This is a genomic window from Moorena sp. SIO3I8, assembly GCF_010692325.1.
Taxonomy (GTDB): domain Bacteria; phylum Cyanobacteriota; class Cyanobacteriia; order Cyanobacteriales; family Coleofasciculaceae; genus Moorena.
Genome location: NZ_JAAHHW010000006.1, coordinates 86,270 through 111,978, shown reverse-complemented (window position 1 = coordinate 111,978; position 25,709 = coordinate 86,270). Strand labels below are relative to the sequence as shown.

The window sequence follows — 25,709 nt, the reverse complement described above, 5'->3', positions numbered from 1 at the left end:
GTTTCGCTTTTCGGTTTTATGTCTACTTCCCCGGAACAAGCTCAGCCAGTTGATCAGGTTTCGATGTTGGCCGCTTTGCAAGAGTTGATTGATGTGGTAGCCAGATTGCGATCGCCTGAGGGTGGTTGTCCTTGGGATTTGGCTCAGACCCCTCAGTCCCTAATTCCTTATGTGATTGAAGAAGCTTATGAAGTAGTGGATGCGATTCGCAGTAACAATCAAAATGCGATCGCAGAGGAGTTGGGGGATTTGTTATTGCAGGTAGTTCTGCAAGCTCAGATTAGTAGTGAGCAAGGTCAGTTTACCTTGACCGAGGTAGCTCAGGGGATTACTCAAAAACTAATCCGCCGTCATCCCCATGTGTTCGGTGATGTCCAGGTTGATAATGTCGAGGAGGTGCGTCAAAACTGGGAGGACATTAAGGCAGCAGAGAAAGGAGAAACCGTTGCGGATAAGCAATTATTGAGTCATAAACTCAGTCGCTATAGTAAAACCCTTCCCCCCCTAATGGCTGGGATGAAGATATCGAAAAAGGCCGCTAGTGGTGGGTTTGAGTGGGATAATGTTGAGGGAGTTTGGGATAAGTTTCACGAAGAATTGGCTGAGTTTCAACAAGCACTTGAACAGGACGATAAAGCCCACCAGGAAGCAGAATTGGGAGACGTACTGTTTACTCTGATTAATATAGCGCGTTGGTATGACCTTGACCCTTCAGCTGCTTTGCAGGGAACCCAAGCACGCTTTATTGAAAGGTTAGCCCAAGTGGAAGCATTGGCTGAGCGCCCACTGTCTGATTACACCTTAGATGAGTTGGATGCTCTCTGGCAAAAGGCTAAAGCACTGTTAGCTCAGAAGTAGGGTCTCCTTAGAAGAATTTAGCAGAATAATTAAGCCAGCATAGCAGTAGTATAAAGATATATTTGCTTATTTTTTCCCAATTTATCGAAAAATTACTTTAAAATCAATGATTATGATTCCTGAATCCTGACTTCTGATATCATCTCAGAATAATTACCTTTAATAAAAATCTCCCCCATCTTCCCATCTCCCCACACCTCCGTTTCTCCCCACCCTCCCTAAGATTATGGGTACCCAACCAGAATTAATATCACAGGGGGTATAGCCCCACATCCCCAAGCTCCGGAAAAAGGTTAAAAATATAAACAACAGCCATTACCCTATAGTATAATGTTGGCTCCAGTTCGTCTTATTCCCGGTGCTATACCAGAACTATTTGCTAAAGTTAGCAGCTCTGGAAAAATTACTCTTGCTGATCGATATGGATTGATGGCAGCACTATTGGAGGATTCACTCACCTCCGAAGAGCGAGACTCCATCGACAGATTGCTCCACGCTGTAAATCGGGGCAGGGTGAAGCTTGCTACCTAGTGCTTTGACTATAGGTAGTTGATTCGTATCCTGGAGAAAACGATATAGAAAACAATAGATAAAAAGAAACCCCCATTGATGTGAGGGGCATGGGGGGCTGGAGAAAACATTGAATCTACTCTATTTAATTAAACAGGAATGTGAGTCGATTTGATAGGCATTCTGGCGGAGATTTATGATTTCCTGGCTTTGCCCTTGATTTAGTCCCTTTCATCCATTGGTGATTGGGCTTCTGGTTTCCCGGTCAGAGGTTGGACTACTTTTGCGATCGCTTCACTGACAAAGGCTTTAATAAACTCATCGCGCTGGTTTAACTGAAACTGCTTCTGCACCACTTCACTCATCCCTCCATCTCCCCAGTCTTGGTCATTGCGGAAGTATTCAATAAAGCTTTTCCCAGCAATTCGGATCAGATAAGCAGCAGTTACCCCCTGAATGGCTTTGCCTACAACATAGGTGGCAAGATTCAACCTTAGTGTAGTGCTAAGGATTTGAATCGCTCCCTTGACAATACCCAAACTAGCTAAGGTTTTTCCCAAGGATAGGGCTAATTCCCGACCCCGTTCCATATTCAGTTCACAGCCGTAGATTTTGCCAATTTCCACCACCATTTGGGCATTAACTGCTGCAGTTGCTAACAAATCCACCACGGGTAAGGGAGTCAGAGAAATTACACTGGCCCCAATCCACTGGAACCGTTCCACAACTTTTTCTGCTTCTCGCCTGCGCTGCTTGTCGAGGATGTGTCGAGTTTCTTGGCCTAAGCGTTGGGATTGTAGCAGTATGTTATCAGCAATCAACTCTTCTCCCTCTGCTCTTAATACAGCAGCTAAGCGACGGATTAAGGGCAAAATTTCCGGTTCAGGTTGGCAAAGTTGACCATTGTCTAGGGTAACAGGCTGGGGATTGGCTGCGATCGCAACTACATCTGAAGCAGCAATAAAGCCCCTTACTCGCTGGCGCAATCGTGCTAGAATCCTTTCTGAGTCTTGTTCCGTGTACAAGTCAATTTTATTGAACACCAGAAGCGATCGCTTTCCAATCTGTGCCAATTTTTGGAATGGATCATACTCTGAATGTCGTAAATCGTTATCCACCACGAACAACAACAAATCCGCTTCCGTTGCTAGATGTCGTGCCCATTGCTCTCGCTGAGTGCCAACCACACCAGATTCTAAAATTCCTGGTGTATCAGTAATCAGAATCGGGCGTTCTAATCCCTTCAGCTTTAGTTTGTAGGTTTCCCCAACTTCCGTCGTTCCCATGGGGGCACCGACTTCACCCACCATCCGACCAATCAAAGCATTCACTAGAGAAGTTTTCCCCGCTGAACCAGTACCAAACACTACCACTAACAGTTCCCCACGGGAGAGGATAGCTTCAATTTCCTCAGAGCGGCGCAGCATCGCTTGCCGTGACACTTCATCCTGAATCTGTTTGACCTGTTGCCTTACTGCTTTAAGGGTTTCTTCTGCTGCTTCGGTTTTAACCTCGGGGGCTTTAGGTTCCAGACGACCCTTACCTGGCCGTTTCCGGGATTTACCAAATAACCCCATGGTGTAGATTAAGGCCCATATTAGTAGCCCTAGCAAGATCATCAGCAACAGCAGCACTAAATTAGCCAGTACCGGAGCAGTAAAGGAAATTTGGATATACAGTTGGTATATACCATTAATCAACCAAAGCATTAGCCCCAGAATAATAATGAGACCAATAATTAGGGTTAGTAGGCGTGGCAGGGGCATGGAAGATAGGATAGCTTTTAATTATTAATCTTATACCGAGTTGCATTCAAAGAGAGTAGATTAGTTGGATAGGGAGATGGGGAGATAGGGAGATGGGGAGATAGGGAGATAGGGAGATGGGGAGATAGGGAGATAGGGAGATAGGGAGATAGGGAGATGGAGAGATTGGCGGAAGAGAAAGTTGTACCTTTGACCGCAACTTAGTATTAGAAGATCCGGCAAGAATTCCCCCATCTCCTGAACCCGAGACGCTGTGCCATAAAACTCCGGATATCTTTCCCCTCTTGCCTCTTGCCGTCTTGATGCAAAGCGCGAGTGGGGGAAACCACGCCAGTTGCTCATGGGGGGAACCCCCAAGACCGCACTGGCTCCCCAAGACCGCGCTGCATCGCTCTTGCCTCTTGCCTTTCGCTATACTAAGCTATCAGCAATTTATAATTGATTTGGCAAAGAACTGTTTCAAACTGACTGTTTAAATCTTTTAAAAAACAATGAGCTTATTCAATACTATTATCAGTGCCATTAATAGTCCTACACAACAAGCTAGTTCTAGTCAGCTAGGGGATATTCTGAACACGGTACAGCAGTTGAGTGGTGCCTATCAAACACAGCCCTCAGCCGTGCAATCTGCCACCTCAATTGTAGGTAAGTATGTGCGTTCAGCGCTCCAAGAAAAGCGCAGAAATGAAGGAGATGAGCAGGTACAAGCACTAGTTAATCAATTCGGTGGCATTGGTGCTAGTTCTCAAGTGGTCAATATGCTCTTTAGTGCGCCTCAGATCCAGGAGCTTGTTGGAGAAATTACTAGCAAGACAGGCATTAATGCTGGTATCATCCAAGCTATGCTACCAACCCTAGTCCCCGTGGTATTGAATTTCCTCAAGACTGGCACCAATATTCAGAATCCCCTTGGTTCTAATTCTGTACTCAGTGGCTTTCTAGATGCTGATGGGGATGGGGATGTAGATATTTATGATGCCATCCAGCTGGCATCACGGCACTTAGGACGTTAATCAAAAAAACCAGCTTGTCGGGCTAGGAAGAAGCACGAGTTGCTGGAATCAGTAACTTAATCAGTTTTGACAGCTGGCGTTTATCAAAGGCTTGGATCAGTACCTTGGCGGCGGCTTTTGGTTCTAGCGCAATCGTAATTTCGTTACCCTTAGTGGTTCGGTTTTGCCCAGTAGATCCTACAGCTGCTAGTTTTTGCAGTGCTGAACTAGGAGCGATCGCAGCCGCTGCCTTTCGCAACTCCTCTAGATTACCCTGTGCTGCATGCAACTGGTCACTAGCTTCCTTGAGTTCTTTGATCACTAATGGTGCTAACTGGATATAGGAGTTTTTAGGATTTGCGATCGCTTTATGGCAAACTCCCACTAATTTATGCCAACTACCAATCCCAGCCCCCAGTTGAGCCAGACGCTTACAAAGCTTTTGAAGTTGTTGGCGATTGGTTGGTGTGGAAGATTGTTTAAACAGCTCTAGCATATCTTTAAGCAGGCTAATCACCTTCGGCCCAAAGTCTGGGGGAAATTTACCTTTTGCTGAAGAAGAAGCTTTGCTAGTCGAAACTTGATCAGAACGAATCGCTTTTTCAGCAGCAGAGCTAGAAGCCATTGCGGCTGGTAATTGACTCTCACCACTGACCAAAGTTTTGAGATAATTCTGTAATTGTTCAAAGCCTGGCTGAGCTGCTTTTATAATTTTTTCTGCTTCACTTTGCTCAAACCCAAACGGTCCTTCCAACAGATCAATCAAAGCTTTGAGGGTATCATAACTCTTTAAAAACAGAGTCTCCAGCTGTTGATCAACCTTAATCTTATTCTCTTGAAGTACTTTGAAAGAATCCTCTAAACGATGGGCAGTCTTTTGAATACTTGTATATCCCAACATCGCCGCCCCGCCTTTTACAGAATGAGCAGCGCGAAACAATTCATTAACCGTCTCTGGTTCATTGACCACTGAGCCCAGATTTAACAGTCCCTGTTCAATGGTTTCCAGGTGTTCTTTCGCTTCTTCAATGAAATAGCCTAAAATCCTTTGCTGATTCCCAGCTTCCACGGCAATTTTTCCTTATCAGAACGGCTAATCACAACAGATTGATGATAATCATCAGAGCAACATTCGATCTGGTGAACGCAGTTTTAAAATCAGTAGACCATAGCGTTGGTTACAGCAACAGCTTATTCTGAGCTTACCTCCAAATCAGCTATTGGGCTATCAATGGTCAAAACTGCTCTTAGATCTTCAGTTGGATCTCTATTGTGGCATCCCACACCAAGTCAGCAAAGACTTTACGCCAGCTTAAAAGCACAAGGAATAGCTAGGGTTAGCTTGAAGCCGACACTTACCTGTTCGGGTAAGCTTCATATTTTATCACCAATCGATTGCAGGCACCGATAAGAATAGCTTATCTCCGGATAAAACTTCCTAATTTAACATAATCATTTACATACAAAAAGTATTCTTAACATTATGTTACATTAAAATTAACACTATGTCATGTTGGCGCAGCTGCCAGCTATGGATACCCCAAATGGATACTATTGAGCTTCTAGAGCGTTATTCAGCAGGTGAGAGGGATTTCCGTGGAGTAGATCTCCAGCAAATCAACCTGAGTGAAGTCAATCTGACTGGAGTAATTTTCAGACGAGTCAACCTAGCTGACGCCAACCTGAGTCTCGCGGTTTTACAGGAAGTCAACCTTAATCAGGCAAATCTGACTGGAGCGAAACTGTGGCGAACCAATTTGAAAAAAACCTCTCTAGTGCAGGCTAACTTGAGTCAGGCATTTATGATTCGGGCGAATCTGACTAGAGTAAACCTGCGCCAAGCTATTCTAACCCGAGCCGATTTAAGATTAACCGTTCTTCAGGATACCGATTTGCGAGGAGCCAATTTAACCAGGGCAGACCTACGCTACGCTGACTTAAGAGGGGCTAACTTGACTGGTGCTTGTCTGCACCAGGCAGACTTGACTAGAGCAAATTTGTGTGATGCTGACCTTTCTCAAGCAAACTTGAGTGGAGCAATTTTGAGTCAGGTAGACTTGAGACGGGTTAGTCTGTGTGATGTAGATTTGGGTCAGGCTGAGCTTTCTGGGGCAACGGTACCAGATCAACTCAGTAGTGAATATTCAAACTTCCAAAAGCTAACAGCTAACAACTAATAAATAATCCCTTGATCAAAAGGGTTGGTTTGATCAAAATGGTTTGTAAACAGCATACGAAAATCTATTGATTCAATGGACTATCTGTAGATTTTTCTAGGCGTTTAAGCCGATTTTTCACCACAGTTCTAATTAAGTCTCTGATCACATCGGTCTGAGACCTTTTTGAGCGCTGAAAATATCTTTCTATAATCGCTTGCCCGTCGTCTGAAATGTCTATAGTTAATGTTTTTGCCATGATTCATAACACATGATTTTACTGTGTTATAATAGCACGTATGAAGAAAAAACCGACTACTCTTACCTACTGCAAAGCCTTGCCGCAACTGTCAGAGCGAATGAACGCTCTAGGTTGCAGCGACTTTGAGATGTTTCTGTTTGAGTATTCACAGATATTCCGTCAGGCAAAAATCGAAACGGTTACCCAGTTGCGATCAGGTGACTTCAACAAAGGGCAGTGGAACACTTACCTACAGCAGACTTACGGTATTAACAAACGTCACGCTAACGGTGTGATTGCTAGTGCTAAAGGCGCTGTGGATTCTGCGGCCGAGTGTAGACAAAACCACATTGAGCAACTGTCAGGTAAGTTCAAAAGCGCTAAGGACTGCTTGAGGAAAGCACAGAAGCGATTAGCTAATGGTCGAAAATTCTACGCTAAAAAGAACTGGCAGAACAGTAAAACTGGTTGTAAATTCCCACTGTCTTGTTCGTTACGATATCGTGACACCAATTGGCAAAATCTACGCTTCCAAATCCATCACAAGAAACGTTATATCGCCCACCTAGAGAGAAAAATCGAAGGGTTGAAAGTAGCTCAGCTACAGGTTAAGGTGCCTTACGGTCAGGTATTTGTTGTTGGTAGCAAAGATGAGACCTGGGGAAATCAGGTTTGTCAATGGGACGGTGAAACGATCCGCTTCCGAGTTCCCAAATGTCTTGAGTCCAAGTATGGACAATACGTTTCGGCAGTTATCGGTGACTTTGACCGCAACATCAACCGCCTGCCTGACGATGGTTCTAGAACCTGGCATTTCTACCGCAAAGATCACAAGTGGGTAGCGGCTGTTCAGTTCACGCCTGCTAAGCTTCAGCGTGTCTCACAGCATTCCCGATATGGCTGTATCGGTATCGATCTCAACCCAAGTAGCGTTGGGTGGGCTTATGTTGACGCTGATGGAAACCTGAAAGCTCACGGACAAATCCCGTTACAGCAAGGTCTACCCAGTGGCAAACAGGATGCTCAGATAGTTGATGCTTGTCTACAACTGGTGACGCTGGCTAAAACTTATCAATGTCCGATAGTCCACGAAACCTTAGATTTTGGCAAGAAAAAAGAAGCATTCAGAGAATTGGGACGGAAATACGCTCGAATGCTATCAGGGTGGGCCTATAGCCGATTCTTTGAGCTGCTGAATTCGATTTGCTCTAACCGTGGCGTCTATGTCTTCACGGTCAACCCTGCTTATAGCAGTTTGATCGGGATGGTGAAGTACGCCCGGATGTATGGACTTGCCAGCGATGAAGTGGCCGCGTTGGTGATTGCTAGACGCGGTATGGGATTGAGTGAAAGACTACCCAGTGCCTTAACCGCTTTGATCGGAGTGAATCCGAGCAAACACGTTTGGTACTGGTGGAATCAACTGAATAAGCAAATACAGGCGAGTGCTGTAATCAATCGTCGGCACGATTACTACAGCATCTCTAACTGGGGATTTTTGGTCAAGCCTTCAGCAATCGCGCAGTAGCAGGCAATACTGCTTAAAATCTCGCCTGAATGGGATTACCGTAGCCCGGATCTACAGTTTTCTATAGGTTCAAAAGAACGGTTGGTAGAAGTCTTAACCAAACTCCTAGATAATGCCTGTAAGTTTACTGAGCCAGGGGGTAAAATCACTATCCAAGCCCAAATCAATGAAACTCAACCAGAGTCGATAGGATTCGTAACCAAGAATCGCCACGGTAATCCCATGCTAGAGCTAATTGTAGCAGATACTGGTAGGGGTATTGAACCGAGTCAGCTAGACGCAATATTTGAGAGTTTTTATCAAGAGGAAGATTCACTCCGACGCACTGTTGGTGGCACAGGTCTTGGTCTAGCTATCTGTCGTCAGATTATTAAAGGTATGGGTGGAAAAATTTGGGCTAAGTCTGAGGGGAAAAATCAAGGTAGTCAATTCCACTTTACCATTCCATTAGAATCATCCCAAACCTTGTTGACTGTTGACTATTGATCTTTAATCTTAAACCTACCCTACACCGAACGCCAAAGGCCAACAACCTTCAACCTTCAACCTTCAACATTTAACACTTAACATTAAACATTTAAATTTTAACCTTCAACCTTAAACTCTTGATCCTAATTTCTCGAATAACCGAGCAACCTTTTTTAAATCTTTATCACCTGGTGTTCGCTCTACACCACTGGATAGATCAATCCCACTGGGTTGCACCAACGTTAGGGCATCTAAGACATTATCTGGTGTCAAGCCACCAGCTAGTAACCAAGGGATAGTGGGACGAAATTTTTGTAGCCTTTGCCAGTCTAAGGTTTTACCAGTGCCGCCCAACATTTTTCGATGGTAAGCATCTAGCAATAGTGTATCTACACAACTCAAATAACTATCTGCCTGATTTAAACATTCTGGAGTTCTTATCCTTAAGGCTTTAATAATTTCAATCTCTGGTAAAGCTTGGCGCAGCTTTTGGCAAAATTCTGGGGATTCATTACTATGCAGCTGAACGGCATTTATCCCTGAATCAGCGACAATTTGAGTGATTTCTTCCGTAGAGGTATTAGCAAACACACCAATGCGGTCAACTGATACGGACAAGTGGTTGACCACGACTTGAATTTGCTGGGGTGTAACGTAACGAGGAGAGCCTGGTACACAAATAAAGCCTAATGCTGTTGCTCCCAATTTTGCGATCGCATTTCCTTGCTCCGGTTTCGTAATGCCACAAATTTTTACACGCATTGTTACTTGTTACTTGTTAGTCGTTACTTGTTAGTCGTTACTCGTTACTCATTAATTTCGATTTTCCCTATTCCCTCCATATTTCCCGCTCAAAGCGCAGCATTTCCAGAGAGCAATCTCCATAAAGTGCTTCAATGTGCTCCAAACAGCAGTCAATGGCAAAATCATTTAAATCTGCTTCCTCCACCCCATACATATCCTGAAATACCTCAGGTTCCACCCGACAGAAACGAGGTCGATGGGGATAAATACGACATTCACGGGTGGTGTGGTCGAAATTTATACACCATCCCCCCTCACCTACCATACTCAAATATAGCGCTAGCTCTTCTGGTAGCAGATACTCCTCTAATCCTGGACGCTCAGCTGGGTCAAGATGACAGCAAGCGCCACATTGCTTTACACAACTCCAAGTGGCCATGACTTTGAAAAAAGAGCTACAAACTTAAAGTAGATCTAGCTTAGCGAGTTTTCACCCGTGATAGGTGTGGTCAGGCTTGCCGTTGAGTTTTGTATATTTTTGTAAACTTACTTAAAAAAAACAGATCATTACCCAGTAATATCTAAGGGATGGATTGTGATTAGTCACCATCGGCTTTGTTGGGTTAATTCTGGAGAACACATGTATTTAGCTTTTTTAGATTTTATAGGTAACATCGATTGGGTATTGATTGCTCAGTTGACTATGCTGGCAGCTGTTGTGATTGCTGGTCCAGTGGTCATTTTCGCCCTATATGCTCTTAGAGGCGACCTTTAATAGAGGGTTGAAGGTGACGGGGTTGAAGGTTGAAGGTTGAAGGTTGAACGCGCACGCGTGGCCTTTTGGCCAAGGTTCAGTAGAAAACCTGCAACCTGTAACTGGTTAACTTTCAACTCGCCAGCAACCTATAACTTGTTAACTTTCAACTTGTCAGCAACCTGTAACTTGTCAACTTTCAACTCCTTAGCTGAGTCCCAACGCACGAGTTGCTGCTTTGATCAAGGGGTAGTAAGGAGGTTTAGTGACATTAACTTCTTTAGCATCTTCCCGTTTAGTACCCAAAAGTCCAATGCGTTGTCCTTTCTGAATCGCTAGGACTTTCCCTTCCGGGTTTCTAATCCTTAGTTCATTTAAAGATTCCCAAAGGCTACAGGTGTAGCGGCGCTGATTGTAATAAAATTCTGCTTTTTTGGGGCTTGAGGTACTAGTAACTACGGGTAGACGGACACCCACTAACTCTAACTCAATGGTCGTGTTGCCCTCCCAATGATGCTCTCGCAACTTGTAGGCAATATCTACTCGTTTAGGTAAAGGGAAGTATTCCCCCCAACGCCAAGCAATAGCTTGAATCGTGACTGGTTGATTGTCCTGATTCAAGGTAAGCTTAATGTGTCCCTTACCAACAACTCGTTGCTCAAGGATTTGGACATTGGCACTCCAAAAGACAGGATCCCGATTGCCAATGCCACAGGGGTGAAGCAGATCTAATTGCTGGTAGAGGTTAGAGGTAATTTGAGGGAATTCTAGGCTAGCGTCGATAGCAACTAGGGGTTTGAGGTGTTCAGGTTTTAGAGATTGATGGGCAAAACGGCTAAGGGATTCTTCAAAAGCGCTTAAGTTCTCAGCAGGTAGGGAAAATCCGCCAGCTGCTTTGTGTCCTCCATATTTGCCCAGTAACTCTTTGCAGAACTCTAAGGCTTCAAAAATATTGAATTCAGTTATGCCCCTTGCTGAACCGCGAATGTGTTGTTGGTCGTCGTCTTCATAGGTTCCAATAAAGACTGGGACACCATAGCGCTCTACTAATCGGGAGGCAACAATGCCAATCACTCCATGATGCCAATTCGGTTGGACAATCACTAATACTCGCTTCTGTTGCCAATCTATTCCAGTGTCTTCAATAAATGCGATCGCATCTTGTTCAATATCAGCACACAATTGCTGACGCCGTTGGTTCACTTCTTCACACTGCATTGCCCTCTCACGTGCTACTTCGGGTGCAGTAGTCGTCAGCAGTTCAATTACAATTTGGGGATCCGATAAGCGACCAATAGCGTTAATTCTTGGTCCTAGTCTAAATCCAATATCCTCCGGCTTAAGGGATTTTTGGTCATCTTTAACCCCAGTTATCTCGATTAATGCTTGAACTCCTGCTAATTGAGATTGAGGCAATAACCCTAAGCCTCGCTTTAACCAACGTCGGTTGATCCCCGTTAAAGGGGCTAAATCCGCAATAGTTCCCAGAGTAAATAGTTCTAACAGCTGTTGCGTCAAGCCTTTGAGTTGACCCAGTTCTTGTGCTAGACAGATAGCTAAAATGTAAGCTATCCCTACACCAGCTAAACTTCGGTAGGGTGACTCTTCCGGCAATTGCTTAGGATTGAGAATGGCATCAGCGTCTGGAAGTTCTGGAGGTAGGTCATGGTGGTCAGTTACAATAACCGTTATTCCCAGTTCTACAGCTCTAGCGATAGGTTCATGGGCAGCAATACCATTATCAACCGTTAAAATCACACCCACCCCTTCCTCCGCAAATTCTTCCACAATCCGTGTATTGATGCCATAACCCTCTGTCATCCGGCTCGGGATGGCGTAGTCTACATCCGCCCCCAACCAGCGTAATGCTCTGAGTAACAAAGCCGTGCTGGTCATGCCATCAGCATCGTAGTCTCCACAGATAGCGATTTTTTCTTGATTTGCGATCGCTTCAGTGAGCATCTCGACACTAATTGCCAAATCGGGAAATTCATCAATTGGTGCAGGCATCACCTGAGATAGGGGATTGAGGAAAACCTGCGCTTGTTCAGAGGTTTCAATACCCCGATTAATAAGGAGTTGAGCGATTAGGGGGGAAATGCCTCTAGCTTGGGCGAGTTGGTTAGCTTGTTCAGTTTTGAGGGGGGCAATTTCCCAACGCTGATTAGGCAATTGGGGATGGGGTTTGGATGGGGTGGGTGAGAGGTGGTTGTGCACAGGTGTCGTGATCGAACAACAATAGCCCATACTATCACCCATGGGATCAGTTATTGGATTTGACTGAGATAATTACAATCAGTTATAATCTTAACATTTTGTAATACTCAGATCCCTGGGTTTGCCAAGCCAGAGATAAGCTATCGATAGATATATCTTGAACAGCTGTCTGCAAACCCGTTTAATCCTGATTAATTTTCAATTTTAAATTGTTAATTAATCAGAAAATTTTCCCTGGTTTATATTATTTAAAAGTAGTCAATAGTACATGATATGAACCCTATTTAAAATTAAAAAATTTTCATTAAACTTCTTCCCGAATAAAATTAGTCAATTAAGTCAATTTAAAGGCACGTTTAACAAAATCAGAAGGAACTTTTGCAACTATGGACTACCGCCATATTCAGTTTTGCGATCGCAAATCTAAAATCGACTATTACCAGCTACAACAATTGTTTAACCTAGGTGCTTTTTGGGCAAAAGACCGAAAAATCGAGGATTGGCAAGTTGCGATCGCTAACAGTGATCCTGTCATCAGTGTCTGGGATAACCAGAAGCTGATTGGATTAGCCAGAGCTACCTCTGATGGAATTTATCGGGCAACCATTTGGGATGTCGTTATCCACCCAGACTATCGAGGGGCTGGGCTAGGGCGTAAGCTAGTGGAAACCGCACTCTCTCATCCTCAGATGAGCCGAGTAGAGAGAGTTTATCTGATGACCACCCATCAACAAAGTTTTTACGAACGCATTGGTTTTGAGCTGAACTCCAGTACCACAATGGTCTTGTACAATAAGCCTCTAGCTACTCTAGTCCCTAGTAAGGCTCTACAATCTCAGGAATCCCCTGGGGTATAGAAACATGAAACCGGGTAAGATTCTCAGCAGAGGCATCATTTTGAGCTTCTTCACTGGGGACCGCTAATACTTCTATACGCCCCTGCATCACTTCCAGGAGTGTTTGAATCATCAACAAGGTCAGTCCAGATGAAGTGGATACCGTTTCACTGGGCTGTTTTGATTGATCTAGAGGTAATTGCAATAAATCAACAGCTTCAGCCCAACAGCTGATGGCACAGGGCATATCAATCCAGATGGAAACTGTTTCAGATTTATAGGACAGTGCAGTCCAAACTTTAATTTGACCACTGGTTATCTGAGTAATGGCAGTATCTACCATCATTACTAATGCCTGTCGAAAACGCCGTGGATCTGCTAAAATATAGATTTGGGGGTCAGGTGGAACTATTTCCAGGTGGAGATTGCGATTGGCAGCTTGCAAATGGGTGAGACGATCGAGGTCTTCCAACAGCTGCTTCAACGGGACTGAGCAAATCTCCAAAACGTTAGTACCGTGTTCAGTTTTAGCTACAGCAGTCACCTCATCAAGCAGTTTGACCATAGTATGGGCAGAGGCGTTAGCCTGCTTCACAAATTCTCTCTCTTCTTCTGGAGACTCACAGAGATCCGACAAAATCAACTGATGTAAACCAATCAACCGACTCAGGGGCGATCGCAACTCGTGGGAAGTTCGTGCCAAAAATCCGGCTTTAAACTGGCTCATTTCCCTTGCCATTTGGTAAGCCAATTCATTTTGCTTGAATTCCTCTTTTAGATGCTGGATTTCTTCAGCATCAGTTTGATGGCATCCAGAGGTCTTTGAGTTTGTGCTTTCATGGAAAAATTTCCTGAAGCGACTCCCCATAACTCCTAACCCAATGCCTACTAGCAAATAGATCAGATCCGTCTCACCCATGCTTATTAAGTCTTGCCACACTAAAAACGTCAAAAGGTGCGAGCCCGTTGGTGCGATCCTAGGCCGCGAGGGATTGCTCGCGGCCTAGGAGGCGCGCACCTTGAGCGAATTTAATTCGCCAACGGAAAGCGCACCTAAAAAAATTGAAGGATAAAGAATGAAGGTTGAAGGTTGTACTGCTGCTAATCGACAAGGGTAGAGTTGGGTAGGCAACCAGGCTAAAAAAAATACCTGTTGCCAAGTAACCAATCGATAGAACGTTTTCAGGCTTCCTTCACAATTCAGGCTTCCTTCACAATTCAGACTTCCTTCACAATTCAAACTTCATACTTTTTTGTCAGATCTTTTTAAGGATAGCTAGTTTTTTTCAAAGGTGAGTAGAAGGATTAAAACTTTGAATCGTCTAATTGAATCCCTCCAGCACGCAAAATTTCCCAGCCACTGCTTGTCCATTTGGCAACAGTAGACGGGACGCCAATCTTGTCTGGTTTGATAGCTTCTAACTCAGCTGGCTGGAGCGTCAATACCTCGGGAAACTGCACCTCAACCGCTGCCATGGTTTGCAAAGGTGGCTCGCCTGAGTAATTAGCACTGGTAGTTGCCAACGGACCAGTCTTGGACAAAATTGCGATCGCTATCCTGGAAGCTGGCACACGCACCCCAATAGTAGTCGGGTCAGAAGGATTCATAACGGTAGGTACTTTATCTGAAGCGGGTAAAACCAATGTTAATGCTCCTGGCCAATACTTCTGAGCCATGTGTTCCCAAATCGACCTCTGTGAGGAAGTACCTTGAACATATGGCCAAAGAGACTTAGGAGATGCCCCCATCAAAATCAAAGGTTTGTCTTGAGGACGCCGCTTTGCCTCAAACACCAACTCTGACTTGTCCGGTAGCACTGCTAGTGCTGGTACAGTATCTGTCGGAAAACTTACCAGCTTACCTGAGAGAGCCCCGGAAATCAGGGTAGCCATAGAAACTTGGGTCATTGCTCACCAGCACACTAAAAAGAAGAAGCTATAACGTTAAAGGTAAAAGCTTGCGGAAATTATCCAAAGCTTTTTACCTATTGGCATTCATCCATACCTTGTTTATACTTCATACTTCCTATAAGCTAGAGCAAAGCGGTCAATACCTCCTAAATCGGGAAATATCTGAATCTGAGAGTAACTGCCCTGGTTTTGTAGTAGTTGAACAACCTTGTCCGCTTGTCCTGCCATCATTTCAATTAACCAAACACCGCCTGGGCGCAGATAATCCCCAGACATCTCAATCAGCTGTCGGATACAGTCTAGACCATCCCTGCCACCGTCGAGGGCAATATGGGGTTCATGGTAGTATATTTCTGGTTGTAGCTGTTTGAGGGAGTTACTAGGTATATAAGGTGGATTTGCCACCATACCACTTAACTGACCTTTCCAGGCTTCTAGAGGTGAATACCAAGAACCATGGTAGAACTTAATTTTTTCTGCCATGCCCAACTGTTGAGCATTAAGTTGAGCAATGGCAAGGGCTTCTTGAGTGCAATCAACGGCATGAATTTTCCCATGGGGAAATACCTCTGCCAGTCCACAAGCGATCGCTCCACTACCAGTGCCCAAATCCGCCCAGTGTCCTGATGATAAGTCAGGTGTAGAGCTCATAGCTACACCATTGACCGCCAAATCAATCAGGGATTCAGTTTCTGGGCGGGGAATCAGGACAGCTGGGGAAACTCTCAAGGAGAAATGACGCCAAGGAGTAACCCCAGCTAGGTATTGAACTGGGCATCGCTGATGGATACGCCTTTGCCAGAGTTGGGTTAGTACAGCTAGAGGTTGGGAAAGTTGAATAGTTGAGTTTTCAGTGGCTTTCCCTGAAAAGGAACACTGTTGCCATGACTCCAAGCGCAGTACTAATGGGTCAAGCTCAGCTACCTCCTTTAGCAACCAGTCCACTTCGGCTGTAGGAACACCTGCCTCGGTGGCAGACTTGCAGGCATCTTGACGCCACTGCCAGAGTTCTTTTCCCGAGACCACCCACCGCTGATCCATAATCATTGATTTGGACGTTGGCCTTGATTTGGGGGCAAACTTTGCAAAAATTTAATGGATTCCTGGGATGGCACTAGTACGATTTTCTCTAGCTGCTGATCATTGCTCTCCTGTAAGGTTTGAATAACGCCCTCTAGAGGCACTACTTCTATCTTAACCTGGGAGTTAGGGTCTTGCTGCTTATAGCGGTTCACTATACTCTGCAATTGTTCTTTGTTAAAAAAGAACGGAATTGATGAGACCCCATTTTGTTGAATGGTTAGGTATCCGCTATTGCTAGCTTCTTTTGCCACAAACAGCGGTACCCCCTGAAATGGCTTTTTTTCTTGACCATTTTGGTTCCAGATCGCTTGTGCCTGCTTTAACTGCTCTTGGTTTGGTATGTAGGCAAAATTTAAACCATCGGGAACGGTGCGATTCTTTTGATTTTGCTCATGAACTTCCATCAAAGATACAGGCACTACTTGTACCTTGCTACCTAGTTCAGGATTTTGCTGCTTTAAACGCTGTACAAAGGCATTAGCATCTCCTTGGCTAATAAACACACCTGCCACTGAGGTAGTCTTCTTTTGATCTTGCTGATCTGGAATTGAGGCTACTAGTGGCGAACCTTTAGTATCAGTAACTGCAAATACAGGGACACGTCTCAACTTTTCTCTTACCTGCTCTTCGGTCAGAGCTAGTGCCGGTAAATTTTCTGCGGTCACTGAGCCTAGTAAGGCACTCCCTACTAAACTTAATGTTGTGCCCCAACGGAACAATGATTTCATAGAAATTACCTCTAATTTTAACGAAGAAGAGCCTGTTACAACTAGAATACCCTGCTGACTGAGAGATCTGAACGCACCTCACTAACCTCCAGTAGAAGCAGATCTTCAAGTCATTCTTGTCGATCATAGCTTGACGTGGCATGTCAACTTAGCTGATTGGGGGCGTTTAATGCCTCTGCACCTGAATCTTATCAAGCTCCACTGACTTTAACCTAGTGTCTTGACTGGTTAACTGACTGACTGATGAATTTCTAATCGGGATGACAGGATTTGAACCTGCGACATCCTGCTCCCAAAGCAGGCGCGCTACCAAGCTGCGCTACATCCCGGATGCTACCTCTAAGTAGTATAACTACTATAACTCACTTTTGGCACTTTGTGTGTACTCGAGATTAATCTGGATACCAGAACATGCCTTTAATACCTTCTGGGTCAGGCATAAATCCCATTTTACGGTAAAAACTTACTACTTGAGGATCGGCAAATAAGGTGATATTGCTAATATCCTGGCTGCGCAATTTTTTGATCATATATCTCATCAAAGCTTTACCCAGTCCCTTGGCTTGGAAATCTGGATGAACCACTACATCCCAGATTGTGGCATTGAAAGCATGATCAGAAGTGGCACGGGCAAAGCCAATTAAGCGCCTCGTGTTACCTCGCTGGTACCACATAGAAGTAACCAAAAAGCTATGCTGAATGGCTTTCCTAACTTTGCGCAAAGGACGCCGAGACCAACCAACAGCATCACAAAGTTCTTCCAATTCGTACAGGTCAATTTCCCGTGTTGTACTGAAAAATACCCGTGAGGCACCGTCGGTGCGATATTTTACACCTTCTACGGTATCTCCTTCAGTTCGTGTTTGAGGCAAAGCAGTGTCAGAACTGCTAAAGAAGCTTTTCCAAAAACCCATGCAGGTGTGACAGTGGCGTTATCATAATTGTGAGCTACTTGGACTGGTAATGGTCTTCTTTCCCTGACGGCTCAGACGTTCTGGGTCTCGGTCAACCAGAGCCAGACTTAAATGTTTCAAAAAACAGAAAGTGATATTTGATCTATTGGTTTTACTCCACCAGGAAAACTATCATACCCGACCTACCTTGATCTGAAACTAATTCTTTGTGCAAATGATAATACCACAATTAAGCCTCCTATCTAAATTCCTATCCTAGCATTCCCTCAAGACCCCGCTGAATCAAGACAGGGTAAGATTCTTCGGAGGGGACACATTTGAGCCCTTAGGCGAATCTAAAATCAACAAGCGATGCAGCGCGGTCAAAGGGAGCCAGCGCGGCCAAAGGGGGTTCCCACCATGAGCGACTGGCGTGGTTTCTACGGGGCAAACAGCGGTGCGGACGCAGGTTTCCTTTGAATTACCGTAAGGAGAGGGGAGCCTTTATAAGCGATAGGCTATGAGTAATAATTTTAAGTTACATGAAATAAGGCTCCCCCATCCGGCGGTTATGTCTTAACACACAGATCCAAAACCACTCGCTATTGCATCAAGACAATCAAAGTCGGCAAGCTACCGAAGGTGGGGAAGTTGGGGAAGATTAGTTAGACTAGGCTAATCAGCATGATTGATCAGAAATGAATCAGATCCGCACTTGTTGTTGCCTGGGGGCTCAAAGCCATATATATCAATAAATCAAGCAAATCAATGTTAAACTCTATCTATATATACATTTAAGGCTCTTTTATCAGTATTTTTGTAAGTCTCCCTAGAAGCAATCCGGGTTGTGTTAACTCAAAAAGCTCAGGTGCGCTCTTACTTGGCGAATTTAATTCGCCACGGGTCGCACCTTTTGATAAATAAGAATAGCCACCTACCCCTATCGATCACTGTGGGTTGGAAATCATCCCAACAAGAAATCCTGAAACGCTTCAACCGAGCGTTTCCTAAGTTCTATGAACAGTTTGTCAGTAGTGAGATCCAACTGCACAACCTCAGACTGGCTTACCGACTCTATAAAAGCAAACATGCTGTAATTGAGATCAAACCAGAAGGCTCAAAAAGTGTCCTGCATTTTGCTTACCGCAATGAGTCTTTTCTGCTCAGTGACATTTTTGGGGTTCTGACTGCCTATGGACTGACTATCCACAGTCTCAGTCTTTATGGTCAAATTAGTGCCCCAATGCTGGTATTTATGAAACTGGTGGTGTCTCGTAACCGGAAAGCGCTGACCCACAAAACCTCAGAAAATGTCTGCCGTGCCCTGAGGGAGGCTTTGGCAGGGCGCTTTGAGGTGGAACAAATGCTGGCAGTGGAATTTAATCTCGATGCTGGCTTGAAGCAGGTAGAAACAGAATTTTATGTAGACCCAGTGTTTCATCTACCAGCGCTGTTAATTGAGGCAAATAACCAACCTGGATTATTTTACAAAGTTATGTACGCCATATGGCAAGAGGATTTACTGGTGGTCAATGCCAACTTGCTGGTGTGGCGGGGACGAACCCGGCTGATTCTTTACCTACTAGGCCCTAACGGAAACTTGATTCCCGATTATTTAGGTCAAAAAATTGCTGAAAGTATTCGGCGGCGATTACTAGGTCAAGTGTTTTAGTCATCAAGGGGTGACAAGCACAGGACTTATGCCGCAAACCCACTTTATTAACGTAATTACAACGATTTCAGCCTTTGATTTATAACCAGAAACCGGGCTTTAAGGCTCTTGGTGCCTAAGTCCATCACCCTGCCTACTTTATCAAGTAAGGACAAACAAGATGTGATTCAAATCACTGACTAATTTCCTATCCTGTTAATTCTTCGATAAGATCAAGGTATGGCAACCATTAACATCCTAGGAGTATCCCATACTTACGAATTAACACCTCCTACTCAATCATCCTGCCCTGTTCTAGTTTTCATCCACGGCTGGCTGTTAAGCCGTAGCTATTGGCAACCTCTAATTTATAGGTTGTCACAGCAGTATCAGTGTCTGATCTATGACCTGCGCGGATTCGGTGAATCCCAGTCCCAAATTCATAACACTCAAAGCTCAACATCGAACCCCGACTCGGAATCACCATTTCCTGAGACTACGGCTTCATCCACTGACCGCTATACCTTAGCGGCCTACGCTCAGGACTTGGGCATCCTGCTAGAAAAACTGGGAATCGAGCAGGCTTGGTTGGTTGGTCATTCCCTAGGGGGTAGCATTGCTATATGGGGTGCCTATTTGCTGCCTCAGAGGATTCAAGGGGTAATCTGTCTTAATGCTGGTGGTGGGATTTATCTTAAAGAAGAATTTGAGCGCTTTCGGCTGGCTGGTGAGCAGTTGGTAAAACGTCGTCCCCGTTGGTTGTGTTATGTCCCTTTACTGGACTTACTGTTTACCCGGGCCCAGGTAGCGCGTCCTATTGCCCGGAAATGGGGACGTCAACGGGTTATTGATTTTGTTACTGCTAACGCGGAAGCTGCACTGAGGACGTTACTAGATTCCACCACAGAAGCCGAGGTGCATCGCTTACCTCAGGTGGTTTTCCGACTCAAACAACCTGTTTATTTCATTGCTGGTACTCAGGATAAGGTAATGGAACCGAAATATGTGCGTCATCTTGCTAGTTTTCACAGTCTCTTTCAATCCTGTGGGGACAATGTGATTGAAATTGGTGAATGTGGACATATGGCGATGGTGGAGAAACCAGAGACTATTGATGATCAAATTCGTCAAATTTTGGCTAATTATAGTTAATTACAATTGGCAATTATCTGGCCATCTAACTAAAATTTTCTTAATTTATAACCTAGAGAATTATCCATTAATGATGGAATAATTGAGGGGAGTGGGTAATGGGTAATGGTTAACTGACCACTATACTTGATATCATGCCCGATGAACCACTCAAAAATAGTAGCTATATAGCATTTGTAAAGGGATTTGTAAAGGCATTTGTAAAGGCATTTGTACAGTATGGTGCGATCGCTCCCGTAGCCTGGTGTTGGCAGCGGGTAAACATTTCCTGACCGCTCTGGCATTAGTCTTGGTAGAGTTAGCGTCTTTTTTTGTGTTAAACCTGATCCATACAGAGCGCCCTGATTACTTTAAAAGTCGGATCAGAATCCGTAGATAATGTGGCAACAAGACCCCCGAAACAATCAAATTCTGTTTCTCTCCATTTTCCTAGTCTTGGGCATCAGCACTCGGGACTGGACACTAAGACCAGACTTGATTCTAGTTGTAATCGTAAGCTGCCTACTAACTCAGTGGTTAGCAGCATTTCTTTGGTCAAACCCCAAACACAGATCCGCAATCAAAAACTCTGGGGACCTCAGCCTCTCTTTCCTTGGCCTCCCTTTCCTTTGCCTCCCTTTGGGTTTTAATCCGAAACCCTTTTTCCAAACTACCCTTGAATGGTGCAAAATTCAAACCTTAGAAACAATTCTTAATCTGCTGAGAAAACAACCAAATTGCCCCCAGGATAATGATGCTACTATCGCCAGTTCTCCCAAATCCCCTTCCCTAAAAAGTGCTATGATTACAGCTTTAAGCTTGAGTCTTCTGCTGCGAGCTGATAACTATAGCACTATGGTTTTAGCTGGCTCCCTAGGAATTTTGAGTAAATTTATTTTCCGAGTTGAGGGCAAGCATTTTTTTAATCCAGCCAATTTTGGAATTATTGCTGTTCTTATCCTAACCAATGATGCTTGGGTTTCTCCCGGACAGTGGGGGGATGATGGTTGGTATGGTCTATTATTTGCGGGCACTGGGAGTATGGTGTTAAAACGGGTAGGACGATGGGATACAACGGCAGCGTTTTTGGGTGCTTATGCCGTTTTAGAAGGGATTAGAAATCTCTGGCTTGGCTGGAGTTGGGATGTATTTTGCCATCGGTTGATGAGTGGGTCTTTCTTACTGTTTGCCCTATTTATGCTAACCGACCCTCGCTCAATCCCTAATGCACCGATTAGTCGATTGCTCTGGGCAGTGTGTATTGCCTTACTCACTTTTATATTGCGCAATCAATTCTTCATGCCTACTGCTATTTTCTGGGCGTTGTTTGCCCTATCCCCTTTGAGCGTACTTTTGGATTTTATCTGGTCATCTACGAGATTTTCCTGGGATGATAGTGACTTTGTTGAATGACATTAAGTAACTTTAGTTAAAGACAAAAAAATTAATAAAAATGAAAATTATTCGGGTTATAAGTACTATTTTTATAACGGTTTTCGTGAGTTTGTGCTTGGCACAAAAAGCCTGGGGTTTTTGTGGGTTTTATGTCGCCAAAGCTGATACTCAACTATATAACCAGTCCTCTCAAGTGGTAATTGCTCGGGATGGCGATCGCACTGTTTTAACCATGGCAAATGACTATCAAGGAGATGTTAAAGACTTTGCTATGGTTGTCCCAGTTCCTGTGGTGCTTCAGCGAGAACAGGTGAATGTAGGTGACCCTAAGATTATTGAACGCCTCGATCAGTTTAGTGCACCTCGACTAGTGGAATATTTTGACCCAGACCCCTGTGCCGATAACCGAAAGTATCCCGAAACTGCAGCACCACGGCTAGGTGGTCCAAGAAGTGGCACAAGGGCAAGGAATACTGATGATCGTGCTTTAGGTGTCACGGTAGAAGAGCGCTTCTCAGTTGGAGAATATAACATTCTTATCCTCAGTGCTAAGGACTCTAGAGGTTTAGAAACCTGGCTTAGACGCAACGGTTACAAAATTCCACGGGGAGCAAATCGGCTATTGCGACCCTACATCCGCCAGAATATGAAATTTTTCGTTGCCAAAGTCAATCTGGAGGAATTTGACAAAACTGCCTACCAACGGTTGCGACCCCTCCAGATGGCTTACGAGTCTCCCCGATTTATGCTGCCCATTCGCTTAGGGATGATGAATGCTACCGGTGAGCAAGACCTGATTGTCTATGTCTTATCACCCCGAGGTCAGACTGAAATTACAAACTACCGCACGGTGAAGATTCCTTCTAATACTGAAATTCCGGTATTTGTCAAAACAGAGTTTGGTGATTTTTACACTGCTATGTTCCAAACTGCTTACGAGAGTGAAGGGAAAAAAGTAGCTTTTGTTGAATATGCTTGGAATATGGCTAGTTGTGACCCATGTTCAGCTAACCCTCTCAATCCGGAAGAACTCCGGAAATCAGGTGTCTTTTGGCTAAACTCGGGAAGAGCCAATAGAAGACCCAATAATAATGTTTATATCACTCGCCTCCATGTTCGCTATACCCGTGATACCTTCCCAGAAGATTTGATATTCCAGGAAACGTCCAATCGTGAATTGTTTCAGGGACGATATATCCTTCGTCATCCGTTTACTGGGGAGATGAGCTGTAAGGCAGGAGTTGACTATCAACAATCCTTAAATCGACGATTGCAACAGGAAGCTCAAACCTTAGCTAAGTTGACTGGATGGGATATTGATGAAATCCGCAATAAAATCGATTTTCCTGATGTTAAGCCTATTCCTTGGTGGAGACATCTTTGGTAAACTATAGAAATCGTTACTTGTTATAGCCTTTCCTAGTAAGCGTGAGGTACAGTAACAGCAATGAGCAAACCCTACCGGAAGTGATCATAGCGAGGGATTTTGTAGTCTCAACAGCTACAGATTTTTTTCTCAATTACTATAGATCTCGATCTCAACGGGAACATCTATAGGAATATCATCTTGCTCTTCCCTCGTACCAATGTCGATCATGATTTTGAACCAAGCGTGAGCCAACTTTTTGTAACCCTCTGGGGTTAGGTGAATACCATCCTCAAGCATGTTATCAGGGTTGAATAAATTGCGGTTATCAACAAATCGAATGTTCTTGTTTTTATAACTTTCTCCCCTCAGCAAATTTGCCAATAGGTTATTGTATTTATCAGCTTTCTGACTCTTGAGAGTACCATCCTTAAGTGCAAAGGGATTAATGGGGGGAATTGAAGAGACAAACAAATATACCTGATCTGACCAGGCGAGAATTTTATCAATGAGTAAAATCATTTCATTGACCGTATCTTCAGGACTTTCATTCTGAAAAAGGATGTCGTTTGTTCCAGCCATTAATAAGACAATCTCCGGTCTTGCTTGGTTAAGCCAATCTTCTATTTCGGAGTTTAAATCCGACCACGCATTGGATGCTCCAACACCAGCTATGGCAAATCCCCCATGCCCTTGATGGTCTTTGTCAAACACATATGTGTTGTTTTTCCCTAAAACTATTTCGGGATTTTCTGAGGTAGCGCTACCCACAAAATTTACTCTATAGCCATTATCTTTAAACAATGCCCACAGGTCATCTCGATATCCGGCTCGATCCAATGCTTTCCCACGAGTGTTTGAGTCTCCCAAAGGCATAATCTTGAGAGACCATTGATCAATGGTGAACGCCTCTGCGGTGGGATAAAACTCAAATAGGCTGATGCAATAAGCGGCGATTAAGGTCAATTTTGCGGATAATTTTTGCTTCATACTATAGTGTTTCCTAGTAAGCGTGAGGTACAGTAACAGCAATGAACAAACCAAGTACGAAGATCATTATTGCTTAGACAATAATTTCCAGAGATGTTGAGATTGCGATGTTTGTGGACACATTTGTATATGTTTGACACCACTGGCTAGATTAGCACTCAGAAGGTTTTAGCGTACATTAACGACCCACATCACGGATGAATCAAATCCGTTCGCCTATATCCCCCGACTAAAGTACAGGGGCTTTAGCCATCACACTTGTAACGCAATCTATATCTTAACAAAGATATGTAACGCAATCATTATAAATTTGATGGTTACTTAACATTTATCAATGATAACCTAAAATTTATCTTAACTATTAGATTCCAGGGATAGTTCTTGTGAGAGAATTAGTAGTTGATATTAGGCTGTGGGGATACTCCTCCAGGGATTTCGGCGATTTGTTTTAGTTGTCTATGAGCAGGAGCTGTATGAATGTCTTCAAAGCAATTTACTAAATCCCACGAAAATAACGATGGCAAGATTTTTACTACTAACTTAGGGTTTACTGCACTCTGCTTCTTAATTGGTTTAGCTGGATTTGGCTATATTCTCGCCACATTGCCCGGAATCGCAGAATCCCCGACAGACCCCTCTAGAACCTGTATAGTCGATGATTGGAAACTGGGATTAATTATCACCCACGTTCTGGTTTTTGCCCTCATCCCTCTGGCGATGAGAATTTTTTACAACAGTTTAAAAAATTTAGGACTGCCATCGAGAAGTATTTTTGCTTCCCAACTGGGGCTAGCTTTTGTGATGGTGGCGATCGCTTCAGAAATTGGTTGGCACGTCACCCAATGCTGGTATTATCAAAACGATTTTACGATGCTGAATTTCATGTTTTACTTTTTATTGATTTCAGCATTTGCGCTGTGGGCCGATGGTTTAGTGGAGAAGACTACTATAATCACCAATTTAATTAATATTGTGTTTGCGATTAGTCTGTTAGTTGTTTCAATTTTGTACCCTTTAGGTTATCAAGCCGGTAACGATAATTTTAAGATTCCTATCTATATTGCACTTACTCTAGTTTTGGGTGTGTTGACCTATCGAGGCTATAAGATACTCCAAGATTGTAAAATTATTCTTTTCCCAATTTTTTCAGTTGGAGTCAATTTAACGTTTGTGTTTATTCTAGATAAGTTTGGAGGGAATCCCTATACTGAACCACAAGTGACTTTCAATGCTTTATTTCATATCCTTCACGATTTAGTAGGAACCGAAGCTGGATTAGTAATCTTTACCTGGCTTGTCTATAGTAAAGGCATTGCTAAAAAAAACTCCAAAGCTACGTTAGCGACAGAAAAAAAATTAGTAAATACTAATTTGGATATATAATAGTTCTCAATTTGCCAGGGTAATCGCACCTATTTAGTATTACTAGTTTTCTTTAAAAGAATTATCATAAAAGAAGTGAGGAGTGAGCAATGTGGGTTATTAAATTAT

General features: G+C 43.9%; 27 protein-coding genes, 1 tRNA gene and 2 pseudogenes. 15 read left to right on the top strand and 15 right to left on the bottom strand.

Annotation, left to right across the window (positions count from 1 at the left end; translation table 11 throughout):
* The first annotated feature begins 18 nt into the window (after positions 1–18).
* The gene (mazG, locus tag F6K51_RS04680; protein ID WP_293018416.1) at positions 19–858 is read left to right on the top strand and encodes a nucleoside triphosphate pyrophosphohydrolase; all 840 of its coding nucleotides are present in this window, start codon (positions 19–21) and stop codon (positions 856–858) included.
* A 159-nt stretch (positions 859–1,017) separates the two neighbouring features.
* On the opposite strand, the gene F6K51_RS04675 is transcribed toward mazG, so the two are convergent.
* Positions 1,018–1,167, bottom strand: a complete 150-nt coding sequence (locus F6K51_RS04675) for a hypothetical protein (protein ID WP_293018414.1) — start codon at positions 1,165–1,167, stop codon at positions 1,018–1,020.
* A 21-nt stretch (positions 1,168–1,188) separates the two neighbouring features.
* Here F6K51_RS04675 and F6K51_RS04670 point away from each other — a divergent pair, with 21 nt between their 5' ends.
* Positions 1,189–1,389 (top strand): hypothetical protein, encoded by a 201-nt coding sequence (locus F6K51_RS04670; RefSeq protein WP_075898656.1) that lies wholly within the window; start codon positions 1,189–1,191, stop codon positions 1,387–1,389.
* 200 nt (positions 1,390–1,589) lie between these two features.
* On the opposite strand, the gene F6K51_RS04665 is transcribed toward F6K51_RS04670, so the two are convergent.
* Both F6K51_RS04665 and F6K51_RS04660 read right to left on the bottom strand, forming a co-directional pair.
* The gene (locus tag F6K51_RS04665) at positions 1,590–3,134 is read right to left on the bottom strand and encodes a GTP-binding protein (RefSeq protein ID WP_293018410.1); all 1,545 of its coding nucleotides are present in this window, start codon (positions 3,132–3,134) and stop codon (positions 1,590–1,592) included.
* A 60-nt stretch (positions 3,135–3,194) separates the two neighbouring features.
* Positions 3,195–3,476, bottom strand: a complete 282-nt coding sequence (locus F6K51_RS04660; protein ID WP_293018408.1) for a hypothetical protein — start codon at positions 3,474–3,476, stop codon at positions 3,195–3,197.
* Positions 3,477–3,625: 149 nt separating this feature from the next.
* On the opposite strand from F6K51_RS04660, the gene F6K51_RS04655 reads away from it, so the two are divergent.
* Positions 3,626–4,147 (top strand): DUF937 domain-containing protein, encoded by a 522-nt coding sequence (locus F6K51_RS04655; RefSeq protein ID WP_075898652.1) that lies wholly within the window; start codon positions 3,626–3,628, stop codon positions 4,145–4,147.
* A gap of 22 nt (positions 4,148–4,169) precedes the next feature.
* Here the strand turns inward: F6K51_RS04655 and F6K51_RS04650 are convergent, their stop codons facing one another.
* Positions 4,170–5,195, bottom strand: coding sequence for an Hpt domain-containing protein (locus F6K51_RS04650; RefSeq protein WP_293018403.1), 1,026 nt, complete (start codon positions 5,193–5,195; stop codon positions 4,170–4,172).
* 436 nt (positions 5,196–5,631) lie between these two features.
* Here F6K51_RS04650 and F6K51_RS04645 point away from each other — a divergent pair, with 436 nt between their 5' ends.
* The gene (locus tag F6K51_RS04645) at positions 5,632–6,303 is read left to right on the top strand and encodes a pentapeptide repeat-containing protein (protein WP_293018401.1); all 672 of its coding nucleotides are present in this window, start codon (positions 5,632–5,634) and stop codon (positions 6,301–6,303) included.
* Between the two features lie 64 nt (positions 6,304–6,367).
* Here the strand turns inward: F6K51_RS04645 and F6K51_RS04640 are convergent, their stop codons facing one another.
* A complete protein-coding gene (locus F6K51_RS04640) occupies positions 6,368–6,541 on the bottom strand; it encodes a hypothetical protein (RefSeq protein ID WP_293018399.1) in 174 nt (57 codons plus the stop codon).
* A gap of 40 nt (positions 6,542–6,581) precedes the next feature.
* Between F6K51_RS04640 and F6K51_RS04635 the strand changes: the two genes are divergently transcribed.
* Together F6K51_RS04635 and F6K51_RS04630 are read left to right on the top strand one after the other, a co-directional pair.
* Positions 6,582–8,051, top strand: coding sequence for a hypothetical protein (locus F6K51_RS04635; protein ID WP_293018397.1), 1,470 nt, complete (start codon positions 6,582–6,584; stop codon positions 8,049–8,051).
* Positions 8,052–8,126: 75 nt separating this feature from the next.
* Positions 8,127–8,537, top strand: a pseudogene (locus F6K51_RS04630) (ATP-binding protein); the annotation flags it as partial.
* A gap of 111 nt (positions 8,538–8,648) precedes the next feature.
* Here the strand turns inward: F6K51_RS04630 and F6K51_RS04625 are convergent.
* Both F6K51_RS04625 and F6K51_RS04620 read right to left on the bottom strand, forming a co-directional pair.
* The gene (locus F6K51_RS04625; protein ID WP_293018395.1) at positions 8,649–9,281 is read right to left on the bottom strand and encodes a phosphoribosylanthranilate isomerase; all 633 of its coding nucleotides are present in this window, start codon (positions 9,279–9,281) and stop codon (positions 8,649–8,651) included.
* Positions 9,282–9,348: 67 nt separating this feature from the next.
* Positions 9,349–9,702 carry a YkgJ family cysteine cluster protein gene (locus F6K51_RS04620; RefSeq protein ID WP_293018393.1) on the bottom strand — a complete coding sequence of 118 codons (354 nt, stop codon included), beginning with the start codon at positions 9,700–9,702 and terminating at the stop codon, positions 9,349–9,351.
* Between the two features lie 201 nt (positions 9,703–9,903).
* Here F6K51_RS04620 and F6K51_RS38310 point away from each other — a divergent pair, with 201 nt between their 5' ends.
* The gene (locus tag F6K51_RS38310; protein WP_008178400.1) at positions 9,904–10,038 is read left to right on the top strand and encodes a photosystem II reaction center protein Ycf12; all 135 of its coding nucleotides are present in this window, start codon (positions 9,904–9,906) and stop codon (positions 10,036–10,038) included.
* Positions 10,039–10,224: 186 nt separating this feature from the next.
* Here F6K51_RS38310 and recJ read toward each other — a convergent pair whose 3' ends face one another.
* Positions 10,225–12,276 carry a single-stranded-DNA-specific exonuclease RecJ gene (gene recJ / locus F6K51_RS04615; protein ID WP_293018391.1) on the bottom strand — a complete coding sequence of 684 codons (2,052 nt, stop codon included), beginning with the start codon at positions 12,274–12,276 and terminating at the stop codon, positions 10,225–10,227.
* 344 nt (positions 12,277–12,620) lie between these two features.
* On the opposite strand from recJ, the gene F6K51_RS04610 reads away from it, so the two are divergent.
* Complete coding sequence (locus tag F6K51_RS04610; protein ID WP_293018389.1) at positions 12,621–13,091, top strand: GNAT family N-acetyltransferase; 471 nt, start codon at positions 12,621–12,623, stop codon at positions 13,089–13,091.
* Here the strand turns inward: F6K51_RS04610 and F6K51_RS04605 are convergent.
* The 6 genes from F6K51_RS04605 to F6K51_RS04580 form a co-directional block, all read right to left on the bottom strand.
* Positions 13,051–14,022, bottom strand: a complete 972-nt coding sequence (locus F6K51_RS04605) for a HAMP domain-containing sensor histidine kinase (protein ID WP_293018387.1) — start codon at positions 14,020–14,022, stop codon at positions 13,051–13,053. The two genes, F6K51_RS04610 and F6K51_RS04605, sit on opposite strands and share 41 nt — an antisense overlap.
* Before the next feature lie 353 nt (positions 14,023–14,375).
* The gene (locus tag F6K51_RS04600; RefSeq protein ID WP_293018386.1) at positions 14,376–14,978 is read right to left on the bottom strand and encodes an L-threonylcarbamoyladenylate synthase; all 603 of its coding nucleotides are present in this window, start codon (positions 14,976–14,978) and stop codon (positions 14,376–14,378) included.
* Positions 14,979–15,080: 102 nt separating this feature from the next.
* A complete protein-coding gene (prmC, locus tag F6K51_RS04595) occupies positions 15,081–16,028 on the bottom strand; it encodes a peptide chain release factor N(5)-glutamine methyltransferase (RefSeq protein ID WP_293018385.1) in 948 nt (315 codons plus the stop codon).
* Positions 16,025–16,792 (bottom strand): Tic22 family protein, encoded by a 768-nt coding sequence (locus F6K51_RS04590; RefSeq protein WP_293018383.1) that lies wholly within the window; start codon positions 16,790–16,792, stop codon positions 16,025–16,027. The genes prmC and F6K51_RS04590 overlap by 4 nt, the downstream gene beginning before the upstream one ends.
* Positions 16,793–17,047: 255 nt before the next feature.
* Positions 17,048–17,121: transfer RNA gene (locus F6K51_RS04585), tRNA-Pro, on the bottom strand.
* Between the two features lie 63 nt (positions 17,122–17,184).
* Positions 17,185–17,706 (bottom strand): GNAT family N-acetyltransferase, encoded by a 522-nt coding sequence (locus F6K51_RS04580; RefSeq protein WP_293018381.1) that lies wholly within the window; start codon positions 17,704–17,706, stop codon positions 17,185–17,187.
* A 925-nt stretch (positions 17,707–18,631) separates the two neighbouring features.
* On the opposite strand from F6K51_RS04580, the gene F6K51_RS04575 reads away from it, so the two are divergent.
* The 5 genes from F6K51_RS04575 (at position 18,632) to F6K51_RS04555 (ending at position 23,249) form a co-directional block, all read left to right on the top strand.
* Positions 18,632–19,357, top strand: coding sequence for a hypothetical protein (locus F6K51_RS04575; RefSeq protein ID WP_293018507.1), 726 nt, complete (start codon positions 18,632–18,634; stop codon positions 19,355–19,357).
* A gap of 219 nt (positions 19,358–19,576) precedes the next feature.
* Positions 19,577–20,488, top strand: a complete 912-nt coding sequence (locus F6K51_RS04570) for an alpha/beta hydrolase (RefSeq protein ID WP_293018379.1) — start codon at positions 19,577–19,579, stop codon at positions 20,486–20,488.
* A gap of 134 nt (positions 20,489–20,622) precedes the next feature.
* On the top strand, positions 20,623–20,760 hold the full coding sequence (locus tag F6K51_RS04565) for a hypothetical protein (RefSeq protein ID WP_293018377.1): 138 nt from the start codon (positions 20,623–20,625) through the stop codon (positions 20,758–20,760).
* 508 nt (positions 20,761–21,268) lie between these two features.
* A complete protein-coding gene (locus F6K51_RS38305; RefSeq protein WP_365939907.1) occupies positions 21,269–21,880 on the top strand; it encodes an RnfABCDGE type electron transport complex subunit D in 612 nt (203 codons plus the stop codon).
* Positions 21,881–21,920: 40 nt separating this feature from the next.
* Positions 21,921–23,249 carry a DUF2330 domain-containing protein gene (locus tag F6K51_RS04555; protein ID WP_293018373.1) on the top strand — a complete coding sequence of 443 codons (1,329 nt, stop codon included), beginning with the start codon at positions 21,921–21,923 and terminating at the stop codon, positions 23,247–23,249.
* Between the two features lie 129 nt (positions 23,250–23,378).
* Here the strand turns inward: F6K51_RS04555 and F6K51_RS04550 are convergent, their stop codons facing one another.
* Positions 23,379–24,218 carry an SGNH/GDSL hydrolase family protein gene (locus F6K51_RS04550; RefSeq protein ID WP_293018372.1) on the bottom strand — a complete coding sequence of 280 codons (840 nt, stop codon included), beginning with the start codon at positions 24,216–24,218 and terminating at the stop codon, positions 23,379–23,381.
* A 72-nt stretch (positions 24,219–24,290) separates the two neighbouring features.
* Here F6K51_RS04550 and F6K51_RS04545 point away from each other — a divergent pair.
* Both F6K51_RS04545 and F6K51_RS04540 read left to right on the top strand, forming a co-directional pair.
* Positions 24,291–24,368 (top strand): annotated as a pseudogene (locus tag F6K51_RS04545) (IS200/IS605 family transposase); the annotation flags it as partial.
* A 327-nt stretch (positions 24,369–24,695) separates the two neighbouring features.
* Entirely contained in the window at positions 24,696–25,601 is a 906-nt protein-coding gene (locus tag F6K51_RS04540; RefSeq protein ID WP_293018371.1) for a hypothetical protein, read from the top strand.
* The last annotated feature ends 108 nt before the right edge of the window (positions 25,602–25,709 follow it).